The organism is Acidobacteriota bacterium (genome assembly GCA_026393755.1).
Taxonomy (GTDB): domain Bacteria; phylum Acidobacteriota; class Vicinamibacteria; order Vicinamibacterales; family JAKQTR01; genus JBAXOX01.
In genome coordinates this window covers 334287-356491 of record JAPKZO010000028.1, presented here as the reverse complement: position 1 = coordinate 356491, position 22205 = coordinate 334287, and the positions used below count along the sequence as shown (strand labels likewise).

Sequence of the window (22205 nt, the reverse complement as noted above, 5' to 3'; positions counted from 1 at the left end):
AACTAAACTTGTTTCTCCTCCCGGAACCGCGCGGAGAAGAAGATCCAGATGATCACCGCGAGTCCCACGAACATGAAGTAGACAACCGCGGCCACGAGCACGCGGCTGCCCGCCATTGACGATTCGCTGTTCACCGTGGCCGGCGTCGTGATTTCCACCAGCATCGTTGTCGGGTTCAGGTTCTGTTGCGACAGCGTGTCGTAGAATAGATTCACGTTGTCGATCGCCGCGAGCAGTTCCTCGAAGATCTTCGGATACCGCACCCGAAACACATCCAGAAACTGCTTCTGAACGGTCGGATTCGGCTTCTTCGACGCGCCTTCGAAAGCGGAAATCAGGTCCTGGTAGTACGCGACTTCCTTCTCGAACGCGACCAGTTCCATGCCGACAGCCGTCGACTTGTTGACCAGATCCTGGCGATAGAGCGTGTCGTCTCCCTTGGTCCCAAGCTCGATCAGGCGGTCGAAGAAGGAATCGCCCAACTGGGGAATCAGGGCCGGCGTGTTGCCCATTCCCCCCGAACCGGCTGCCCGCGCTGCTGTTCCCGCACTCTCCGCAGAAACACCTGGTCGCTGCGTGACATACGTGCGCAATCCGTCTGCGTAGACCGAGGTCTGGCGCTTTGCGGCATCGCGTTCCAGGTTGAGCGTGAACAACTGGTTCTTCAGGTACTGGATCGTGAGCGCCGCGTTCTTGGTGACGCCAATGCTGCGCACGAAACCAATCATCGGGTTGATTCGGAACCTGAGCAGGTCGTCCAGATTCGACTGAACATCCGTCAGGGCGAGGCGCTTGGGCCCAACCCGTAGGACACTTGCACCAGGTATTGCCTGGACCGCCGTCGCGGCTGTCTGGACTTTCTGGATCGCATTCCGAATCATGTCGAGGCTGACGATGTAGTCTTCGTCGTCCACCAGGTCCTGCCGCAAGATGTTCCGCGTAGGAATCGACACCCGATACTTCAGCGCACCCTTCTTCTGATCCGCGTCGGCGGCGTACGTGCTCAAGACATCAGACAGCGTCTTTTGTGCGAGCGCCGTCGGCATCTCTCGAAATCGCTCAGTGCGAACGAATATCAAGTCGAAGTCGGCGCTTGCCAGACCCTTGCTTCGCGCGTCAAAATCCCGCTCGATGCGCTGCCGATCCACAGGTGTCAACTTCGTGTCAGTGAGTTTCGCCCGGAATTCCTCCTCCAGCACCTCCAGGCGCCGGTTTGCTTGCCTCACAAACAGGGCGCTCTTGAAGTTCTCGAACTTCCCATACTGATCCAGGCCGTTGGTCTTGTACACCTGCTCGAGAATGGGAGTAGACGTGATGTCGGAGGGGCCGAACGGCGTGCCGTTTGGATACTGTCCCTTGTCGGCGCCATCGAACAGCAGGCGGAAACCGACTTGAGCGGTCTTCTGGTTCGGGTACCAGACATAGACGAAAGCAAGCCCAAGAAGAAAGACAGCCAGTGCGCCGCCGAACGCGAGGCCGATCGTTCGCTTCGAGTTCCACACCTTCACGATCATCGGCCAGAGCGAGATGCTCTCGTCGTCATAGTTCTCGCCGCCCGCGTCCGCCTGATTCCGTTCCTGTTCGCTCATGTATGCACCTGGCCCAAAGTGATGATGGAAAACCGGCCCAGTTTAGCACGGCTGGATTTCTGCGCACGCCAGCGTGGCACGTTCCAATGCGCGCGCATCAGTGGTTCCGGTGTAGGGGCACAGCATGCCGTGCCCGTCCCGTTATCTCCGTTCCGCAGCGATGTCGTCGCTTCGTGGAGAGGCCGCGGCTGGAAATGGCGTGTCCACCACGCCGTTTGGGCCCGCCGACAGAACCACTATCGGCGCTCCCGGTCCGTCGCCGACGGCAATCAGATAGTGATTTCCCCAGGGGTCGCGCGACTCGCTGTCAGACAGCGCTGGCCAGGGGAACATCCTCCCAGCCGACCAACCCAGACCCGGTGCGAAGGTGGGCGCGGCGCCAGGCCCTGTCAGCACGACCGGCCCGCCGCCGGCCGCCGCGATGGCTTCGTCGAGCGCGGCCCGATGCTCGCCCCCGAGCGCCGCGGCGATCCGCTCGACGTCATGGCGGGCTCGGTCGATGCGGCGCTCATTCACCTGCCGCGCGGCAAGCGGAGGCAGCACGAACGTCAGCAGCGCGATCGCCGCCATCGCCGCCGCCAGCTTTCGCCCGCTCACCGGCGCCCCCCGTCGACCCGACAATCACTCCGGGAGTAATTGTGCCAACGCGAATATCGTGCCAGCGTCGCGGGACGCAGCCTAATCACTCCGGGAGTGATTGTTACGTTCGCCACTTACCGTCCCCCCATCGCGAAGACCGTGCCCACCGTCCGCAGCACGATCCACAGGTCGAATAGCAACGACCGGTGCTTGATGTAATAGAGGTCGTACTCGAGCTTCAGCGCCGCGCCCTCTACCGAATCCCCGTAAGGCGTATTCACCTGGGCCCACCCCGTGAGGCCTGGCCGCACCATCAGCCGCGTGCGATAGAACGGGATCTGCCGCTCGAGCACCTCGGCGAACTCCGGTCGCTCGGGCCGCGGTCCCACGGTGCTCATGTCGCCGCGCAGAACGCTGAACACCTGCGGCAGTTCGTCCACGCGGGAGCGGCGCAGCCAGCGTCCCACGCGCGTCACGCGCGGGTCGCTCTTCGTGGCCCACTGCGGCCCCTCCGTTTCGGCCCCCTGCACCATCGTCCGGAACTTGAGGACGTCGAACGTCCGTCCGCCCGCCCCGAGCCGCCGCTGCCGGTAGAACACCGGCCGGCCCGAGTCCGCGACGATCAGCAGCGCGGCAATCGGCGCGGCGACAACCAGCACCATCAGTCCCGCGAGACCGCATAGGATGTCGATGATCCGCTTGGCAGCACGTGACGCATCGCGCGCGCGCACCCATTCCGGCAGTGATGTGAACATCCAGTCCGGCTCGAGGTCGGCGATGGGCACGCGCATCAGCACATGCTCATACTCCGTCGTCATTGGCACCACCTCGATGCCGCGTTCCTGCCAGCGAAGTAGCGCGGGCAGCAGTGCAGGCGCCAGCGCGGCGCGGGGCCCAATCACAATTTCCGCCACCCCGCGCGTGCGCACGAGCTCATCGAGCGCATCCTCTGTGGCGCCCGGATCGATCGACCCGACAATCTCTACATCCGGCGCATGCCCGCGGAGCAACTCCGCGAAACTGGCGGCTGCCGGCGCGCTGGCGATGACGAGAGCGCGGCGTCGAAACAACCCGCGCGACAACGCGTAGAGATAACAGAGCCGCCACCCGAGCGTCAGGAGCGCCGCCTCCCAGAGAAAATAGAGTGCGGGCAGGCGGGGCAGGACGGCGCGTGGCGCGTAGAAGTACGCCAGCAGGTACGCGGCCGCCACCGAGGCCGCGGCCACCAGCAGTGTTCGCCACGTGAGATTGAGCGACAGGCCCACGCGCAATTGGCGCGCCGGGGCCAGCAGCAATACCCAGACCGGCGCCAGGACGGCAAAGACCGCCCATTTCCAGACGAACGCCGCGTCGAACGCGAACCCGGTGGTCAGGCTCCAGATCCAGAGAGAGGCAACAACGGCCACGCACGCCGCCGCCACATCGCCGCCGAGCAGCAACAAGCGGTGTTCGGAGCGCTGAAGGCCGCGTCGTGGATCGGTGTTCATCGCGCCGGAGAATCGCCCTGAGAATCAGACAACCGCTCCTGGAGTGTTTGTGTATTCCAGGTACGTCCGAAGGCCTCAATCGAGTCGAGCGGCCACCGACGGATACTTGCCGCCGATTGTAGCCTGAATCAAGCGCGGCGCACGAAGATCGAAGCCCTTTGTTTCCTTCTGTTTCGGTTTCCGAAACGCAGTCACTCCTGGGGCTTGTGCAACCGGCCGGTCACCTCGCACACGAGACCAAAATCAGGATTCTGCTCGTAGACGTTGAGGAATGTGCGATCTTCGACGTAGACCGGAGGGCGTCCCTGCAAACATGCTACGACGAGACGCATCGTGTTGATCTGAGAAAGCCCTGGCCGCACCCACCCGCGACACGGCTCGGGCATGTGAATGAGGTTGAGGATATCTGATCGTTCATCGATAGCGGCATCGCTCCACGACTGGATCGGTCGTGACCAGTCGACGTCGAAGTCGCTCCCGTGATCCGACTGAAATACCACAATTGCTTCGGGATCCCGGTCGTGGATGGAATGAGCAAGCGCAAGAATCTCCGCATTCACGCACCGTATCGCGTTCCCGTAATATTCGCGTCGTCCGATCTGTTGACCGTCGGCTTCTCGATCGGCATCCGGAAGCACCGAACAGTCCGCACGGCGGTAAGGGGGATGGGGAGACATGTTGTGCGCGAATGCGAAAAAGGGCCGGCCCCGGCGAATCAGGCTATCCATGGAGGCTGACAGCGCGGCTATGGCGTCGGATGACATACTCGCGTGGCCAGACAGCATCCGAGCCATCTGCGGGATCTTCGTCGACGCCAGAAACGCCTGCGCGACTTGCCAGTAGGCACCAAGATCGCTGATGCCATTCAGACAGTTGATCTCCAAACGCGTTTGGCATGCAGTGTCCCTTGGGACAGCGAAAAAGAAGTCGTAGCCCGTGGCGCGCACCTCGCTGATAACCCGTGGTACGGCGCCATTTTCCAACGCGTTCGGGAACAAACCCGAACGATCCGAGAACCTTCCCGACTGCTCCGTGACCACGTAGTCCATCTGCAGGGTTGCCATGATCGACAAAAATGTCGTCACGTAGTTTGTCCGGGCGGAGTCCATGAGGTCGTAGCCCGTTCCGCGCATCTCTTCCAGAAATGGGCCGATGTCCGCCACCTGATTCCTCTTGAGCGACCCGCGACCGGCGTACCCGTCGACGATCACGTAGTAAACATTCCGACGCGTTCGAGCGTCGAAACCAGGCCGCGACGCGCCGACAGGGTCAGCCCACGACAAACTCGTGTCAACGGCTGCGGTGTGCGCGGTTGTGGCGATCCAGACCAGCCTCCCGGCCGGAATCGCAGCAGCGATGATTGCCAATATTGCAAACCAACTTCGCGCGGCTTCATGGCGCGACAAGCGCCACACCAGCGACAAGAGACTCACCGAGACGAGCAAGGAGACACAGAAGAAGATGACACGACTTGGAGTCGCAGCCAACAACCAGAGCCTGAACTCCCGTTGTGAAAAGACGAGGAAGACGCCGACAGTTCCAACAGTGAGCAACCGCCCAACCGCACAGCGGTTCTTGAATCCTGCCACGATCACAACGACAACAAGGCCGAGCAGCCACATCAGCCCGCACAGCGACAGGATAACCAGCCTCCCGGAGCTGGCGGCCCCTTGGAATTCCGCTGCGTTGTCCGCCAGAAACGCGAGACCGGGCGCGAGACACGCGAACGCATACCCGACGAAAGGCATCCTGTATTTGTCAATCATCACTGGAGGATCTCAACGACGCACAATTGCGGTGAACGCGACTCATCATGAGCCCGCACGAAACCCGGCACGGCGTCCGCCATTCAAACGACGAGCACGCGTGACGCAAACAAGCGTATCGTACGGACTTTACTGAGTCACGCGCGAGAAGGCTGTGTCGTTCCGCCAGACCCACGTAACGCTTCGGCTCCGGCAGGCCTTCGCGACCGCAGACAGCAACCCAAAGCGGACAGAATCACGCGACCGATTTCACAAAGTGTTGACTCCTCGGCCCGAGACGTTGCCCCACACGAACGCACTCATAGATCGCGCATGAACTGCCGTTGCCCAGACATGTGAGGATAAGATGGCATAAACGCATGCGCGCACTAATCACGGGAATCGGCGGATTTGTCGGCGGACACATGTCGACCCTGCTCCTGCGGGAGGGCTTCGAGGTGTGGGGTATCGACCGCCTGCCCGTCTTCGCTAGTGCGGCCAACGCCGCCGTCGCCAACCGCGTCACCGCGATTGAATTGGGCGACGTCTGCGACCCGGCCTTCACCGATCACGTCGTCAAGGCCGCGAGGCCCACGCACGTGTTTCACTTCGCGTGGGAGTTTGGCGATCGCGATCGAGCCAACGGCTCCACTGCGACCGACCGAAACGTGCTCGGTTTGACCGCGCTGCTGCAATCGATCGGCGCATCAGCCATGCGCACGCGGGTTCTCATCGCGAGTTCCAGTGCGGTTTACGGCGCGCCCGCTCGCCACCCCGAAGACGAAGGTTCCCAACCGAGATCGGCGACGGCCTGCGGGAGCGACCAGGGTCCCGCAACTCGTCAGCCGATTGACGAGAATGCCCCGTTGGAGCCCACCAACGCCTATGGAATCAGCAAGGCCGCAATCGAAACGGCGGCGGGTTCGTTCCGCAGTGTGAACGGGATGAACATCGTCGTCACAAGGACGTTCAATCTGATCGGACCGGGGATGCCGCCGCGGCTGTTCGCCGGTTCGCTCGCGGCGCAGATCGCGGCGGCGGAACGCGGTGCGCCATCGACGATCAAGGTCGGAAGACTCGACTCGAGTCGCGACTACGTCGATGTTCGCGATGCCGTGAGGGCGTACCTGGCGCTCGCCAGCCAGTCAACGACCGACGTTCGCGATGCCGTGCGAGCGTCCCCGGCCCAGGACAGCGCGCCAGACCAGCGTCTTTGGATATTCAACGTATGCACCGGCGCTTCCCATAGCTGCCGTGAGATAGCCGACGAGATGTTGGCTCTCGCCAGGGTGCCCGTGACCCTCGACCATGACGGTTCGCGCCTGCAATCAGGCGACATTGATTATCAACAGGGGTCCGCCACGCGGCTCCGGCAACTCACAGGATGGACGCCAACGATCGCATTTTCGACGTCGGTGCGCGATACACTGGACCACGCGCGGAAGCGCGGGGTCTGACGAGAGACAAGAATCGTCCCGCTGGCGGAAGCGGTGTCGGAATAGCAAGCCGGGATCCAGGTGGGCACACGGGTGGATTCCAGCGTTCGCCGGAATGGCGGAGAGAATTGCACAGGAGATAGTGAGGTATGAACTGGCTTGACAGGTCCGTTCTGGTCACAGGCGCCGGAGGCTTCATCGGCAGTCATCTGATCGAAGCACTGGCGGGTCGGGGCGCCAGGGTCCGTGCGTTTCTGCGCTACACCTCCCGCCCCGACAACGGATTGCTCCGATTTATCGATCCGGCGCTGCTCGAGAACGTGGAGATCATACGCGGCGATTTGCGCGACGGGGATGCCATACGGCTGGCATCGACAGGGGTCGACACCATCTTCCACCTCGGCGCGCTTATCGGGATCCCGTACTCCTACGTTCATCCCCGCGAAGTCGTCGACACCAATGTCATCGGCACATTCAATGTGCTCGAGGCGGCCCGGCGCTGCGATGTCCGGCGGCTGGTGCACACCTCCACCAGCGAAGTCTATGGAACCGCGCTCTCCGAGCGCATAGACGAAGGCCACCGCCTGCAAGGGCAATCGCCGTATTCGGCCAGCAAGATTGGCGCCGACAAACTCGTCGAAAGCTATGCGCGTTCGTTCGGCGTGTCTGCCATCACGATTCGGCCGTTCAACACGTATGGGCCGCGGCAATCGGCCAGGGCCATCGTGCCGACCATCATCACGCAGGCGCTGGCCGGGAAGGAGGTGCGCCTCGGTTCTCTTACACCGACACGCGATCTCACTTTCGTGCGCGACACCGTCGCGGGCTTCATTCTCGGCGCCGAGCAGGATGCCGCGGTCGGCCTCGAGATCAACCTGGGCACCGACCGCGAAGTCAGCATCGGTGAGCTTGCCCGCCAGATCGCGCGGCTCGTGGGCTCCGACATCGACGTTGTGCAGGACCCTGCTCGGCTCCGCCCCGAACGAAGCGAAGTGATGCGACTCCACGCCGACGCGTCGCTGGCCCACCGCGTGCTCGGCTGGCATCCGGCTGTTCAACTTGAGGCCGGCCTGGCCGAGACCGTCGAATGGGTAAGGCAGCACGCGGACCTGTACCGCGCCGGCACGTACGAAGTGTGAACCCTGAACGCGCTCAATCTGAGCACCGACATCTTCGACCGCTTGCGCGTTGTACGGCATCGGAGAAGAACAAACAGTGTTCAGCCCGACGGAGTCGAAGCGAAGATGACACTCGCGGAAGATAGGCTAGACGCTGTCGTCCTCGTTGGCGGCCGCGGGACTCGACTGGCTCCATACACGGCGAATCTGCCGAAACCGCTCGTGCCCATCGGCGGAATGCCCGTACTCGAGATCCTGGTGCACCGACTGCACGTCGGCGGCGTTGGGCGCATCGTGATGGCGGTCGGCCATCTGTCGTCGCTCATCACGGCCTACTTCGGCGACGGGGGCCGGTTTAAGGTCCCGATCGAGTACTCGCTCGAAGACACCCCGCTCGGCACAGCAGGCCCGCTTTCGCTCGTCCAGAATCTCACCGATCCCTTTCTGGTCGTCAACGGCGACCTGCTCACGGATCTGGATTTTCGAGTGATGATCAAGACGCACAACGCGTCTGGCGCGCTTGCGACGATTGGGCTGTTCGCGCGCTCGGAACAGATTGAGCTCGGCGTCATCGAAACCGACGACCAGGACCGCGTGACTGGTTATATCGAGAAGCCCACGTACCAGTACCGGGCCAGCATGGGTGCCTACGTGTTCGGGAGGGCGGCGCTGGCGTTTGTTCCGGCCGACACCAGATTCGACCTGCCGGATCTGATCCGCGCGCTAATTGCGGCCCGCAAGCACGTCGCCGGCTTCGAGCACAAGGGGTACTGGCTCGACATCGGCCGCCCCGAGGACTACACCCGTGCGCAGCAGGATTTCGAGCGAATGCGCGACCGACTGCTCGACGGACCGGGCAAGCAGCCATAGAATCGACGCGTGTGCAATGACAGGCGTAGCCGTTCCACCCGGAGACGGCGTCCCCGACCAGCATTTCATCCCGGGGGTACGTCACGGAAAACAGACGGAACGAGCGCACTGAGCGCCCGTATCATCGCCGCCACACTTGGTTAAGTGTTGACACAATACCGGGCGGAGATAGAATACACGCCTGCTGCCAACCGGGCCAGCCGCCGCGCCTTGGTCTCCGAACAGTATGTCTTCGGCTGTTCTGGTGGTGGCGTTCCCGGTCTGTCTTTCCAGCCGTGGGGGCTGCAGTGCGCTTGCTCTTGTAAGTGACAGGGCGAAGCTATGTCTACTGATGACACTCTCGGGCTAATCGGGCGTTCGAGTCCGATGCGCGATGTCCTCGAGCAAGTCGATCGAGTTGTCGACAACCCCAGGGGTGTCCTCGTGTACGGAGAACCCGGCACGGGTCGGGGCATAGTCGCCCGCGCCATCCACGCGAGACGCAATCCGCCCGGCGCCCCATTCGTGGCTGTCTACTGCGCCGGCGAAAACCACAGCGAAAACGAGAAGCGGCTCTTTGGAGGATCCGGCCCGGGCGACAGTCTTCAAGCCGTCGGCCGCGCGTGCGAGCCAATCTACCCGGGCTCCGCTCTTCATGACGCCATCGGCGGGACAATCTACTTCCGGAATCTTGAAGAACTGCCCGCAGGTGCGCAAGGCCGTCTGGCGCGACTCCTGAGAGACCGGGAGTGTCTGGTTGGTTCACGAGGTCCGAAGATTTCATACGATGTCAGGCCGATGGCAGCGGTCGACCCCGATGCTGAGGCAATGGTGAAGGATGGACGTCTCCGCGTCGATCTCTACCGTCGTTTCTCTGCGAACCAGATCAAGTTGCCGCCACTTAGGGAATGCCGCACGGAAATCCCTGCCCTCGCGGGGTTCCTGCTCGCCAACGCGTGCCACAAGATCGACATTCCGGCAAAGACCATTGACCCGGCCGCATGCTCTGTCCTTGCCGCCATGCCGTGGCGCGGCAATGTGCGCGAACTGATGGGTCTTGTCGAGACGCTGACCATCAAGGTCCTGGGCGGCACCATCGACTTGAACGCGCTTCTCGACAGCGTGCGACTTGAGGGCAGCCCCCTGATTTCCTGGAATCTGGGAATAAGCCTGCGCGACGCCCGCCAGCATTTCGAGCGTGATTACATCGCCGCCGTGGTCGCCCAGCACCAGGGCCGCGTTTCCGCCGCCGCGCGTGCGCTGGGCATCCAGCGGACAAATCTCTATAGAAAACTGCGGAATCTACACATCACGCCGGGGCGGGACAAGCAGCCGGGCCGCACACGCACGATGAACGGGTAGTTGCATGGTGTGCAATCGATACATTCTCCTCGCTAACCTTCCGCTGATTGCGATTGCGGCATTCGGGGCGTTCGCGCCGCGGTTCGGCTGGCTATTTTTGCAATACCGTTCCGAAGTTCTTCCCTAATCTCATGGCGGCACTCTTCCTGAAGCCGTTCGTCTCCCAGAAGCGCCTTGGCATTAGGAGCGTCTACCCGGTAACGTGAGCGTTGACACACAACTCGCAGGACGTTCGAACGCCGTGTTTCTCCCGAGAGGATCTCCAGACGTGATTGAGATTCCATTGCAGCAGCCCTGTTATGACGAAGCCGAAATCGCCTCTGCCGCCCGGGTGATTCGAGCGCAAGGAGGCATTGGCGGGGGACGCGTGTGCGCGGAGGTCGAAGCCGAGTTTCGCTGCGCGCTTCAGGTCGGACATGTATTCCTGACTACATCGGGAAGTCATGCCCTTGAGATTTCGATGATGGCGCTGGAAATCGGCGCAGGCGACGAAGTCATTCTCCCGAGCTTCACGTTTTCGTCGTGCGCCAACGCGATCGTGCTGAGGGGGGCGACTCCGGTTTTTGCCGACGTGCAACCCCGCTTGATGACACTGGATCCCCTAGACGTGGCCAGAAAAGTGACGGCACGAACACGCGCGATCATGCCGGTCCACTATTCCGGAATTGCGTGTGACATGGAGGCCCTCCAGAAGTTGTCCGAAGATTCCGGTGTGCCCTTGATCGAAGACGCAGCCCAGGCGGTCTTTGCGCGGTATCGTGAGCGCTTTCTTGGCACAATCGGTCAACTTGGGTGTCTCAGTTTCCATCACACAAAGAACCTCGGGTGTGGAGAAGGGGGCGCGCTGCTCACGAATGACGACACGCTGGCCGCGAAAGCTGAAATCATTCGCGAAAAAGGCACAAACCGCTCGGCCTTCCTGCGTGGACAGGTGGACAAATACACATGGGTTCGAGTTGGCAGCAGTTACGTGCTGTCCGACGTTCTGGCGGCAATTCTGCAACAACAACTCGCCAAACAATCGTGGATCAAATCGAAGCGAGCTGAACACTGGCTTTTCTACCGACACCGCTTTGACGAGTTGGAAAAGGCCGGGCTCATTGAGTTGCCCGAGACGCTTCCTGAGGTAACGCCGAACTATCATCTATTTGTGGTGTTCACCAAGAACGCGACGGCCCGCGACTTGGTAATTTCGAGGCTCCGTTCGGCTGGAATCGGTGCGACTTTTCACTATATTCCCCTGCATTCGTCTCCATTCGGAAGTACGCTCGGCGCTCCCCAGGAGCTACCAGTCACCGACGATTACGCAGCCCGGCTCATCAGGTTGCCTCTCTATCCGACGCTTTCCGACGCCGATCGGGCGCGCGTCGCTGATGCGTTCGTCGCCGCAGTAACGGAATACGCATGACGCCAAACCAGAACGCGCGGGTTGCGCTCGTTACAGGGGGCAGCGGACAATTGGGAACAGCGTTCTGCCGCGCCCTCCGACGCGGGAGTTACCGAGTCTATGGCGGCGATCTGGTCCGCCCCGTCGCTGGTGACTCGGAAGACATCGGCCATGTCCACCTGGATGTGCGCGATCCCATTTCTGTCGACGCAGGTGTCAGCGACGTGATTGCGCGGGAGGGCCGCCTTGACCTCCTCATCAACAACGCCGGGGTGGCCGTGTTTACCCCGTTCGATCAGCGGACCGTTGACGAGTACCGGTTCGTGTTCGACGTGAACGTCCTAGGCTCGATTCTCTGCACGAACGCGGCGGCAGGCGCGATGAAGCGCCAGTCTACGGGCGGGGTCATCGTGAATATCGCTTCCGTGTACGGCATTGTCAGCGGCGATCCGCGCATCTACACCGATTGTGCCCGGAGAACGTCAGAAGTCTACGCGGGTTCAAAGGCTGCGATCATTCAAATGACCCGCTACTGGGCGGTTCACCTTGCCCCGTTCAAGATACGGGTCAATAGTGTCAGCCCCGGCGGGGTCTACGCCGGCCAAGGAACCGATTTTGTCCAGCGGTACAGCGACAAGACACCATTGGGCAGGATGGGAGAAGCCGACGACATGGCGGGAGCCGTCGTCTACCTCGCGTCCGACGCAGCCGCTTACGTGACAGGCCAGAACCTCGTCGTCGACGGAGGGTTCACAATTTGGTGAGTCAGCACGTGTCGCTGGCGCTGCCGGTTTCAACACTGATCGACCGGGGCGATCCTTCGCTGGTGGGCACGCTTCTCAGGCTCGCACGTGTTCTCGAGGTTCGCGACCACAGCCAGACAATACAGAATCGGTCTCACCGCATCATCTATCATTCGGACGCGAGCATCGTCGTAGACTTCTCCGACGAGCAAGTGGCGCACCTTGCCCGAATCGTGGGTGAGTACTCGGATATTGAGATGGTCTCGTTTCATGTCGCGTCCTGTTACAACCGGCCGAAGCTTATCGATGGCAGATTCGTGCCGAGCGGGCGGAGACGGCGACGATTAGAGATGCTGGAGACCGCGTCAAAGAACCTCGCGCGGGTTGCCGGGATGCTGCCGGAAGGGACGAGCGTCGCGATTGAGAACAACAACTACTTTCCGACGGGCGCGTATGAAGACGTGTGCGATCCTCAATTTCTGACGGACCTGACGCGCGAGGGAAACCTCGGATTCGTGTTCGATTGGAGCCACGCTCAAATTAGCGCCGCGCATCTCGGCGTTCAAGTGAGCGATTACATCACGCAACTGCCACTCACCCGGACGGTGCAGGTTCACATTAGCGCGCCAAAGGAAACCGGCTCGGGCTGGGTCGATGCGCACAGCCTCCCGCCCATAGAGGATGTCGTCGCTGGCGCGCGATGGACAGCGCACGCGACAGGTCTACGTTACGTGACGCCGGAGTACTACCGAGACATTTCGGCGTTGATCAAGTTCTGCCGGTCGGTCGCGGCGAGCCACGCCTGGAACGTGGTTTAGCAGGGAGAGTGGTCGTCAGATGAGCGCGCGCCGAAGATGAGCGCAGACCGCGAGCGTTTGGGGTACCCGTGGGAGAACAGATTATGAACAGCATCAATGTGGCGGGAAGGAATATCTCGCGGACATCTCCGACATTCGTCGTTGCAGAGATTGGTTTGAATCACAACGGTGACGTGTCGATTGCCGAGCAATTGGTGGATCAGGCTGTCAAGTGCGGTGCCGACGCCGTCAAGTTCCAGACGTACCTGACCGAAAAACGCGTTCCGGTCACGCATCCGCTGCAGGGATTGCTCAAGGGCTGTGAACTCAATTTCGACGCGCACCAGCGCCTGAAGGCACTGGCCGATCGACTGGGCGTCGTGTTCTTTTCAACCCCGTTTGACATCGAAAGTGTCGCGCTGCTTCAAGCCCTGGACGTGCCGGTGTTCAAGGTGGCGTCGTTCGACATCAACCACCAAGAGTTGCTCCGCTGTATTGCGGCGACGAAGAAGCCCGTCTTCCTCTCTCGTGGCGCGTCCAACGAACAGGAGCTGTCCCGTGCAATTGGGACACTTACAGCTGAGGGAAGTCCAATCGCTCTGCTGCATTGTGTGTCCGCCTACCCGACGGCTCTGAATGACGCTAATCTGCTTGCGATCCACAGCCTGGCCCTGAAGTATGAATTCCCAGTGGGGTACTCCGACCACACCCTCGGTGTACGGGCGGCGACGTGGGCCGTGGCGGCCGGGGCGAGGCTGATCGAGAAACACTTCACATTGGATCGCAACATGGAGGGACCCGACCACGCGATGTCGGCAGACCCGATCGAGTTCAAGGCGCTCGTCCAGTCTATTCGCCAGGTCGAGCAAGCGCTCGGCGACGGCGCTCTATGTCCGGGTGCGGCGGAGGCTGGGATTGCACCGTTCCGGCGGTATTCCTCGTAAACAAATCCTGGAGGGCGGCATGTCTACGGAGTTTCGAACACCGAGCGACGACGGCGAATTCACGAGACGCATCCACGCCGTCATCCCGGGCGGGGCGCACACATATTCGCGGGGGGACGACCAACTTCCAGAGCTCGCACCACGCTGCTTCGTGCGTGCGAAGGGCGGACGGGCATGGGACCTGAACGGTCGCGAGTTCGTCGATTGGGGCATGGGCATCAACAACGTGCTGATCGGTCATGCCGAGAACGCCATTGACGAGGCTGCGTTCGAATCGGCGCAACGTGGGCAGGCACTGACCCGTCCTAGCATCGGGGAATTGCAGTTGGCCGAGACCCTGATCGCCGTGTTTCCCGGAATGGAAATGGCCAAGTTCGCGAAGAACGGCTCGGACGCCAACCTCGCGGCCATTCGATTGGCGCGGGCGATCACGGGCAAGAAACTCATTGCCTTCGATGCCGCCGCACCCTTTCTGGGCATTCACGACTGGTTCATCGGCTCGACGGTGATGAATGCCGGGGTGCCCGAGGCCGTCCAGCGATTGAGCGTGCCATTCCGGTTCAACGATTTCGAGAGCATGCGCGGGATGTTTGAGCTACACGGGGCCGACCTTGCGATCGTGGTGCTCGAAGTGTGCCGGGACATTAAGCCCGCTTCCGGCTTCCTGGAAGAACTGCGCACTCTCTGCGACAGGTTTGGAACACTTCTGCTTTTCGACGAAATCGTAACCGCTTTCAGGTATTCCCTCCGCGGGATGTACGCCGAATACGGAGTCATCCCCGACTTTCTGTCGCTGGGAAAAGGCATGGCCAACGGCTACGCGCTCAGCGCACTTCTGGGAAAGCGGGAGTGTATGATGCGCGCCGGATTGCATCACACCGCGGAACGCGTCTTCATCCTTTCGACTACAAATGGACCGGAGCAGAGCGCCCTTGGCGCGGCGTTGGCGACGATCGACTTCTACGGCGGCCACGACGTCATCGGTCAGATCCGGCACACCGGCGGGCGATTGACAGATATTGTTGACGCAGCGGCTCGAGAAGCCGGCATTGAAGGCCACGTCACAGCTCGAACCGATTACGCCTGTCGTCCTCTGCTCGTCGTCAGAGATGCGCGCCGGGAGGTGTCTGCCTCCTACAAGACATTGATGCAACAGGAACTCGCCCGACACGGTGTGTTTCTGCCATGGGTCTGCCCATGCTTCCGGCATACTCAACAGGATCTCGATCGGACCGAGGAAGCAATGGTGTCTGCCACGAGGGTGGTCGCGAACGCTCTCTCCGACGGGAGCGTCGAGAAGCACTTGGTGGGCTCCCCATCCAAACCCGTGTTCCGCCGGTACAACTAGAACTCCGCCCCGTGCTTGCCGGCACGAGCCATGCGTGTCGGTGTTTCCGGTCAAGCTGAAAGACGGCATGCCTTCCCGGCTTCGGCCGCAAGGCTGGCCGGTGCCAGACGAAGACAGTCGCGTCAACTTCGCTACGCGCACCCAGTTCCCCATTCTCGGTTCGTGTGTCGTTTGACAAGTCGCGAGGTCGTTCCAATATGCCGCGTAGCTCCCCCTCGACAATTGCCGTCCATCGGGAACTCGAAATGGCCGATGGCGAATCCGGCGAAGCCATTGTCGCGGAACTTCGTCGTAGAGGCTACCGCCTGATCGATGTGGCCCAGGGCAGTGTCAGCCCTGACGACGTCGATCTGCACCTGGTGCTGTGGAGCCAGGGCCGCAGCGAGCAACTGAGCCGGAACCCGCAACACGCCCCGGTTGTGTTTGTCGGCCCGTCCATTGCCGGAGTCCCCTGCGACGCCACGGTCGTCATCGGTCGCGCGCTCGCCACGGTCGACGCAGAGAAGGCCGCCGATGAAGTGCTCTCTTGGAAGAGGCTGCCGTGGGACACGCATTTCTTCTCACGATCGATCGGCACGGTCACGAGGCGCCGGATCACCCGCAAACTGGCATCGTTCATCGAAGCTGATTGTGAGAGAGCCGGGATTGAATGCCTGTACTATCTCGCCGATTGCCACGACCAGGAGAGCGTTATCGCAGCCGAAGCCCACGGGTTCACGTTTGTTGACATTCGTTTGACGTTTGAAACCGACCTGGACGCGGTACAACCACATTCGGACTTTGGCCACGTCCGTCTGAGTGTACCCACCGACATTGATCGCCTCAGTGCGATTGCGGGAAACAGCTATGCGGTGTCACGCTACTATTTCGACAAGCATTTTCCGGAGGCGATCTGCAAGCGATTCTATTCGGAATGGCTCGAGAAGAGTTGCCGCGGATACGCAAGCGCCGTGCTGGTGGCCACCGACCAGAACGAGCCCATGGGTTACGTCACCTGCCAGATTCGAGATAACGCGACAGGGGCGATCGAGCTCGTGGGTGTATCGGAACAAGCACGAGGACGCTCGTTCGGCAAGGCACTAGTCCAGGCCGCGTTGGACTGGTTTCGATCGCAGGGCATGAGGCGAGCAACGGTTGTCACGCAGGGCCGAAACCACGGCGCCCAGAGACTCTACCAACGGTGCGGATTCGTGACCGCCGAGACAGCCCTGTGGTACCACCGGTGGTTCCTATCGGCCGACGAGTGAGAGGGCTCGTGCAAACTTCGCTTCACCAGATCGTCGACAAATGAACGGGAACGCGACCGTTGGTGTCATCCAGGCCCGAATGGGTTCCACTCGGCTGCCTGGCAAGGTGCTCGCGCCGACAGACTGCGGGCCGCTCCTCTCATTGATGTTGGCGCGTGTTCGCCGAAGTCGTACGGTGCGCCGTTGGATTGTAGCGACCACGACCCAAGCCGCAGATGATGCCATCGTCGCACTGTGCGGCGAACAGGATACCGAGTGCTTCAGAGGATCGACCGATGACGTTCTCGATCGGTACTATCAAGCGACCAAGGACGTGGGCGCTGAGGTCGTCGTCCGATTGACGGCAGACTGCCCCCTGGTGGATCCAAACCTCATCGATAAGTGCGTCCAGACGTTGTCCGATCGACGACTGGACTTTGTCAGCACAACGGTTCCACCGCCAGGAACCTACCCCGAGGGAATGGACATCGAGGCGATGTCGTTCGAGGCCCTGGAGCGCTCATGGCACCGGGCCCAGTTGCCGTCGGAGCGCGAGCATGTAACTTTTCGTATCTGGAAAAACCCCACAGAGTACAACGTCGTCCGGCTCGACTCACCAACGGACCTGTCCTGGTTGCGATTGACGGTTGACTACCCGGAAGATCTGGAAGTGATCAGGCGCGTGGTCTCGGCATTCCGTGACACGATCTACACGCTGACGCTGGCCCAACTCGTGGAGTGGTTGGCAGCCAACCCCGGCGTCTGGCACATGAACGCCCATCATGAATTTGGGGTAGGTTGGAAGCCTGCGCTCGCAAAGGACGGGCAGGTGGGCCGGAAACCGTGACAACAAGTCCCGCCCCCCGCCCAGGCGCTGGTCGCTCCAGTCGCGTCACACCGACCCGGTTGTGACCGCCGATCAGGGAGTTCACGCGTCGTAACAACCACGTCGGCCTCCACCCGCCTGGTGAATCCCGCGCCAAGCCGCAACAAGAGCGGGCAAAGAGAAGATTCATCCGAATGACAGATCGCCGCTTGCCCGACAAGAACCTTTGATACCCCAGAACAACTGGCCTGTTCTGAACCACCAACCGACCAATAAGGATCTGTGTGAGGCGAGCGCCAGACGATGGCGGGCGCTGGAACACCACGCCGTTCCGCCCGGAGATCGCGTGGGGCCAAGGCCCCGGAATGGCAGTTCCCGGAATCCGGAGATCGTCGTGTGAGACACCTCATCACAACAGCAGACGAGCGTTGTTGGAAGTTCGATCGGCCCGTCCTGTTTCTGGGTGAATGGTGTCGACGGTATGACCGGAGATCGGTCTGGGAGCGCATGGACGCGGCTGTCGCCGAGCCATACGGCCTGGCAAGCGGACAGAAGATTCACGATCTCGCGTATGTTCAGGAGTTGTCCAATCAACTACTCGCGGAACTGGCGGAAACGCTCAACCGCCTCCATCAGACACGTCACAGCGTCCGTTTCTGGAACATTGCGCTCGGGCGTTGGCTTCAGCGATACGTGGCGGTCGCGTTCAACCGATACTTCACCCTGGAACAGACACTGGCGAATCACTCGGTTTCTTGCACCACGGTCCTGGACGCGAGCGCCTACCGTCTTGCCACCCCAGACTCATTGGCGTTCATTCGCGCATGTAATGACGACGTCTTCAACGGGGGCGTCTACGCCAGCATCTTGAACTTCTGGGGCACATTGACCATGGAACCGGCTGCCGGTGCCGGGAATGGGCCCGATGACGGCTCTCGAGCCGTGGTGTCGCGATCGGCCGAGCTCAGCGTCAGGCGTGTGGTGGCCGACCTCGTTGGTCGATTACTACGTGCTTTCAGTCGGGACGGCGATGCCTTCGTAATCAACACCTATCTCCCCAAGATCGAGGAGATGGCGCTGCAAGTCGCGTTGGGCCAGTGTCCGCAACTCTGGCAGCGGCCGATGGTCCGAACCATCGAACGCGATCCAGTTCGGCGAGAGCCGTTGCGTCTCGACCATGCGAGTCACCGCGGATTCGAGCGATACGTGAGGCTGCAACTGCCGGATATGATTCCAACCTGCTATCTCGAGGGGTACAGGGAACTGGAGCGCCACGCTCAATCTGTGGGTTGGCCCGCACGGCCAAAATTCATCCTGACGTCCAACAACTTCGACACGGACGAGGTGTTCAAGATCTGGACCGCCTCAAAGGTCGAAGAGGGAACCCCGTACTTCGCTGGCCAGCACGGAAATAACTACGGCACCCTTCTCGGGAGCCAGAAATGGCCCGAAAGAACGACCACCGACGGATTCTTCACCTGGGGATGGACCGACGACAACCCTCGCACCATCCCCGCATTCATCTTCAAGCGCGCTGGGCGTCAAGAACACGCTCGCCCGTCCCCGGCCGGCGGCTTGCTGCTCATTGAACTCCACGTCCCTGACCAGGTGGAGGTGTGGGACGCCGTGTTCGAGTTCGGGATCTACCAGGACGAGCAGTTTCGATTTGCGCGCGCGCTGCCTGCGGAGATCCGGGCAGCGCTGACCGTCCGCCTGCACGCAGAGCATCGGCACCAGGCGTGGTTCGATGAAGAACGGTGGCAGGCGCATGACGCGAACGTGCGCATCGACCAGGGAATGGAACCGATCAGCCGACTGATTGCGCACAGTCGCCTTGTAATCCACTCGTACGACTCGACCGGCCTGTTGGAAACACTCTCCGCGAACGTCCCGACGATCTGTTTCTGGCATGGAGGTCTGGATCATCTGCTTCCGAATGCGAAGGCGTACTACGAAGCACTCAGGTCCGGCGGCATCCTGGCGGACAGCCCCGAGCAGGCCGCCGAATGGGTGGCCCAGCGTTGGGATCGCGTCAGCGAGTGGTGGTCCAGCCGGACGGTGCAGGACGCACGCAGCACCTTCTGCCAGCAGTGGTGCCGATCGGAAGCGAGGCCGGTGCGCAGGATGAAACGACTGCTGACCGATGCCATCGGTTCGCGTGCGTCGGCTGGCAGCAGAACTGAAACAGCGGGCCGGGCGGGCTGATGGACACGGCAAAATCGTATCTTCCTAACTACCTGCGCACCTATCTATGGCAATGCCTGTCGATCGTGACGGGTTTTCTCTCGATGTTTGTCGTGGTTCCGAGATTGTCGTCGAACCACGCGATGTTTGGGATCTACAGCATTTGCGTGTCAGTCACGATTCTCGCGTCCTATGCCGACTTAGGCTTTCTGAGCGCGGGCTATCGATATGCCAGCCAGAGCTATGCCACCCACGACATGAAGCGCGAAGTGCAGGTGGTAGGGTTCGTCGCGTTCGTGCTGTCAGCCTTCGTCGCGCTGTATGCGCTGTTCGTCGCGTTTCTGGCGACGAACCCGACGCTGCTGATTGCCAACCTGTCGAGTTCCGACGAGGCGTCGGCCGCTTCGGCAATGCTCTGGACGTTGGCGGCGTTCTCTCCGGGGATAGTCTTGCAGCGAGTACTGCAGATCATCTACGGCGTGAGAATCGAAGCATATGTCGATCAGCGGATCAGCACCATCGGCAATCTCGCCAAGATCGCGTCTGTGTACCTCTTCGTCAGCCCCACGGGTTACAACATCGTCGGGTATTTCTTTTCCTGTCAAGTGATCACGCTGCTGTGCAGCCTCACGTCATTGGGGGTCGCGCGGGTCCGGTACCACTACGATTTCCATCTATTCGTTCGCTCGTTCAGGTTTTCCCCAGAGATCTTCAAAGACACCAGGCGGCTGGCGCTCAATTCGCTCTTCGCGACGTTTGCGTGGGTCCTCTACTACGAGCTTGATGCTGTGGTGATCGGAAAGACGCTGGGCCCAGACAGGTTGGCGCTGTATGCCGTCGCCTTCTCGCTGGCCACGTTCTTCAGAAGCCTCACGTCCATCATCTACGCTCCTTTCATGGCGAGAATCAATCACCTGGTTGCATTGCGAAGCGAAGACCGTCTTCGGGCATTGTATCGTCGCGTGATGGTGGTCACGGAGCCAGCCTCGTTGTTTCCCGTGATCAGTCTCGTGCTCCTCATGCGGCCGTTTGTCTTCTCGTGGGTCGGCGGCAACTATGCCGAATCAGTCGTCATCGCACAGATGCTCATTCTGATCTTCGCCGGCGCCTTCAGCTCGAACCCCGCGAGCTATCTCCTCGTGGCCCAGGAGCGCATCCGGGAGCTGTACATCGTGAACGCGGTGTCCCCCATCATCTTCTGGGCAGGGATCCTGATGACATGGCATGTCCTGGACATCGCGGCCTTCGGGCTCTTCAAGCTAGTGGGGGCCGTGCCCGTGCTGATCTGGAGTCTCGGGATTTCCATTCGATGCGTGAGCAGGGGCGGGAAGGAGTTCGTCCGGGAAGTGCTCGGTCCGGCGATCGTCCCGTGCCTGTTCCTGATTATCATCTTGTGGAATGTCGAGGGGTTCATGCCGATGGCAAAGAGCCAGATCAATGTCGCCATCGTTGTGGGCACTGGCGCGGCCGCCTCGAGTCTGGCGTTGCTCCTGTACTACTGGGGATCGAGGGAATTCAGAGAAGCCGTCGCCGATATCCTTAAGGTCAGTTTCTCGAGACCCAAGGTCGAAGCGGCCGCGGTATGACCGTGAACCAGCGCGAGAAACCTGCAGGACGTTCGCAGCGCGGATTCGAAAAAGCCAGCCACGTTGTTACGCCGATCTCATCGGCGAACGTGAGTGGCCGGCGCGTCCTCGTGACAGGGGCGCCGGGATTCATCGGGAGCCACCTCGTGCCCGCTCTCGTCGATGCCGGCGCCAGAGTCACGACGGCGTCGCTCGTTGCTGAGACCGAGGCCGGGGCCAGCCATGTCACGGTGGACCTCAGGGACGCCGGCGCATGTGATCGCCTGCTCGAGGCGCTCCAGCCGGAGTTCATCTATCATCTCGCGGCGTCACGCGATCGGACGGCGGACCTCGCGGCGTTGAGGAGCATCTCCGAGACCAACCTCTTCGTGACCGCGAATCTCTTCGGTGCCGCGTCGAACGTGAGCGCCCTTCGGACGATTGTCGTGCTCGGCACGGCCGAGGAATACGGCGACAATGTCCCGCCGTACACCGAAACCATAAGAGAGGCGCCCATCAGCATCTATTCGCTGTCGAAAGTGTTCTCGACCCACGTGGCGCAATTCATGAATCGGGTGCACCACGTTCCGTGCGTCGTGATCCGCCCCAGCGTGGTGTACGGACCTGGGCAGGCCAGGGACATGTTCCTGCCCGCGCTGATTGGCACGATCGCCGCGGGCCGGCCGTTCGAGATGACGCGGGGAGAGCAGACCAGGGACTTCATCTTCGTCTCCGATCTAATAGACGCATTGACGCGCGCCTCCGTGTGCCGGTCGGGCGAGTTGTTGAACATCTCGAGTGGTGTCCCGATCCGCATAGTCGATCTCGCGCTGAAGGTGGGCCGTCTGCTGGGGAGGGAAGACCTCATCCGCGTCGGAGCCCTGGATTACCGACCTGCAGACATGATGGACTATGCCGTCGACAGTACGCTGGCTCGCCAGACCCTCTCCTGGGCGCCGAGGGTGTCCATCGATGCTGGCCTCGCGATGACGGTTCCTGCCTATTCATAAGACGCCGTCT

Annotated in this window: 18 protein-coding genes; 14 read left to right on the top strand and 4 right to left on the bottom strand. The window is 61.3% G+C overall.

Annotated elements, in window-relative coordinates; translation table 11 throughout:
- Window positions 1-2: 2 nt before the first annotated feature.
- From NTV05_12015 to NTV05_12000, 4 genes are all read right to left on the bottom strand, one after another.
- Entirely contained in the window at window positions 3-1589 is a 1587-nt protein-coding gene (locus NTV05_12015; protein MCX6545121.1) for a hypothetical protein, read from the bottom strand.
- Between the two features lie 141 nt (window positions 1590-1730).
- Window positions 1731-2186, bottom strand: coding sequence for a hypothetical protein (locus tag NTV05_12010; protein ID MCX6545120.1), 456 nt, complete (start codon window positions 2184-2186; stop codon window positions 1731-1733).
- A gap of 116 nt (window positions 2187-2302) precedes the next feature.
- Entirely contained in the window at window positions 2303-3655 is a 1353-nt protein-coding gene (locus NTV05_12005) for an exopolysaccharide biosynthesis polyprenyl glycosylphosphotransferase (protein ID MCX6545119.1), read from the bottom strand.
- Window positions 3656-3846: 191 nt separating this feature from the next.
- Window positions 3847-5277, bottom strand: coding sequence for a sulfatase-like hydrolase/transferase (locus tag NTV05_12000; protein MCX6545118.1), 1431 nt, complete (start codon window positions 5275-5277; stop codon window positions 3847-3849).
- A gap of 503 nt (window positions 5278-5780) precedes the next feature.
- Between NTV05_12000 and NTV05_11995 the strand changes: the two genes are divergently transcribed.
- From NTV05_11995 to NTV05_11930, 14 genes are all read left to right on the top strand, one after another.
- On the top strand, window positions 5781-6857 hold the full coding sequence (locus tag NTV05_11995) for a GDP-mannose 4,6-dehydratase (protein MCX6545117.1): 1077 nt from the start codon (window positions 5781-5783) through the stop codon (window positions 6855-6857).
- Between the two features lie 128 nt (window positions 6858-6985).
- Window positions 6986-7975: a GDP-mannose 4,6-dehydratase gene (locus NTV05_11990; GenBank protein MCX6545116.1), complete on the top strand. Its 990-nt coding sequence runs from the start codon at window positions 6986-6988 to the stop codon at window positions 7973-7975.
- A 105-nt stretch (window positions 7976-8080) separates the two neighbouring features.
- Window positions 8081-8824, top strand: a complete 744-nt coding sequence (locus NTV05_11985; GenBank protein MCX6545115.1) for a sugar phosphate nucleotidyltransferase — start codon at window positions 8081-8083, stop codon at window positions 8822-8824.
- 321 nt (window positions 8825-9145) lie between these two features.
- Window positions 9146-10165 (top strand): sigma 54-interacting transcriptional regulator, encoded by a 1020-nt coding sequence (locus tag NTV05_11980; protein MCX6545114.1) that lies wholly within the window; start codon window positions 9146-9148, stop codon window positions 10163-10165.
- A 268-nt stretch (window positions 10166-10433) separates the two neighbouring features.
- Window positions 10434-11573, top strand: coding sequence for a dTDP-4-amino-4,6-dideoxygalactose transaminase (gene rffA / locus NTV05_11975; GenBank protein MCX6545113.1), 1140 nt, complete (start codon window positions 10434-10436; stop codon window positions 11571-11573).
- Window positions 11570-12316 carry an SDR family oxidoreductase gene (locus NTV05_11970; protein MCX6545112.1) on the top strand — a complete coding sequence of 249 codons (747 nt, stop codon included), beginning with the start codon at window positions 11570-11572 and terminating at the stop codon, window positions 12314-12316. The genes rffA and NTV05_11970 overlap by 4 nt, the downstream gene beginning before the upstream one ends.
- A complete protein-coding gene (locus NTV05_11965; GenBank protein MCX6545111.1) occupies window positions 12313-13113 on the top strand; it encodes a DUF692 family protein in 801 nt (266 codons plus the stop codon). The genes NTV05_11970 and NTV05_11965 overlap by 4 nt, the downstream gene beginning before the upstream one ends.
- Window positions 13114-13196: 83 nt before the next feature.
- Window positions 13197-14036 carry an N-acetylneuraminate synthase family protein gene (locus tag NTV05_11960; GenBank protein ID MCX6545110.1) on the top strand — a complete coding sequence of 280 codons (840 nt, stop codon included), beginning with the start codon at window positions 13197-13199 and terminating at the stop codon, window positions 14034-14036.
- Window positions 14008-15384 carry an aminotransferase class III-fold pyridoxal phosphate-dependent enzyme gene (locus tag NTV05_11955; protein MCX6545109.1) on the top strand — a complete coding sequence of 459 codons (1377 nt, stop codon included), beginning with the start codon at window positions 14008-14010 and terminating at the stop codon, window positions 15382-15384. The genes NTV05_11960 and NTV05_11955 overlap by 29 nt, the downstream gene beginning before the upstream one ends.
- 197 nt (window positions 15385-15581) lie before the next feature.
- Window positions 15582-16631 (top strand): GNAT family N-acetyltransferase, encoded by a 1050-nt coding sequence (locus tag NTV05_11950; GenBank protein ID MCX6545108.1) that lies wholly within the window; start codon window positions 15582-15584, stop codon window positions 16629-16631.
- A gap of 40 nt (window positions 16632-16671) precedes the next feature.
- Window positions 16672-17457 carry a glycosyltransferase family protein gene (locus NTV05_11945; protein MCX6545107.1) on the top strand — a complete coding sequence of 262 codons (786 nt, stop codon included), beginning with the start codon at window positions 16672-16674 and terminating at the stop codon, window positions 17455-17457.
- Between the two features lie 375 nt (window positions 17458-17832).
- A complete protein-coding gene (locus NTV05_11940; GenBank protein MCX6545106.1) occupies window positions 17833-19641 on the top strand; it encodes an LIC12162 family protein in 1809 nt (602 codons plus the stop codon).
- Window positions 19641-21206 (top strand): lipopolysaccharide biosynthesis protein, encoded by a 1566-nt coding sequence (locus NTV05_11935; protein MCX6545105.1) that lies wholly within the window; start codon window positions 19641-19643, stop codon window positions 21204-21206. The genes NTV05_11940 and NTV05_11935 overlap by 1 nt, the downstream gene beginning before the upstream one ends.
- A complete protein-coding gene (locus NTV05_11930) occupies window positions 21203-22195 on the top strand; it encodes an NAD-dependent epimerase/dehydratase family protein (protein MCX6545104.1) in 993 nt (330 codons plus the stop codon). Before NTV05_11935 ends, NTV05_11930 begins: the two co-directional genes overlap by 4 nt.
- The last annotated feature ends 10 nt before the right edge of the window (window positions 22196-22205 follow it).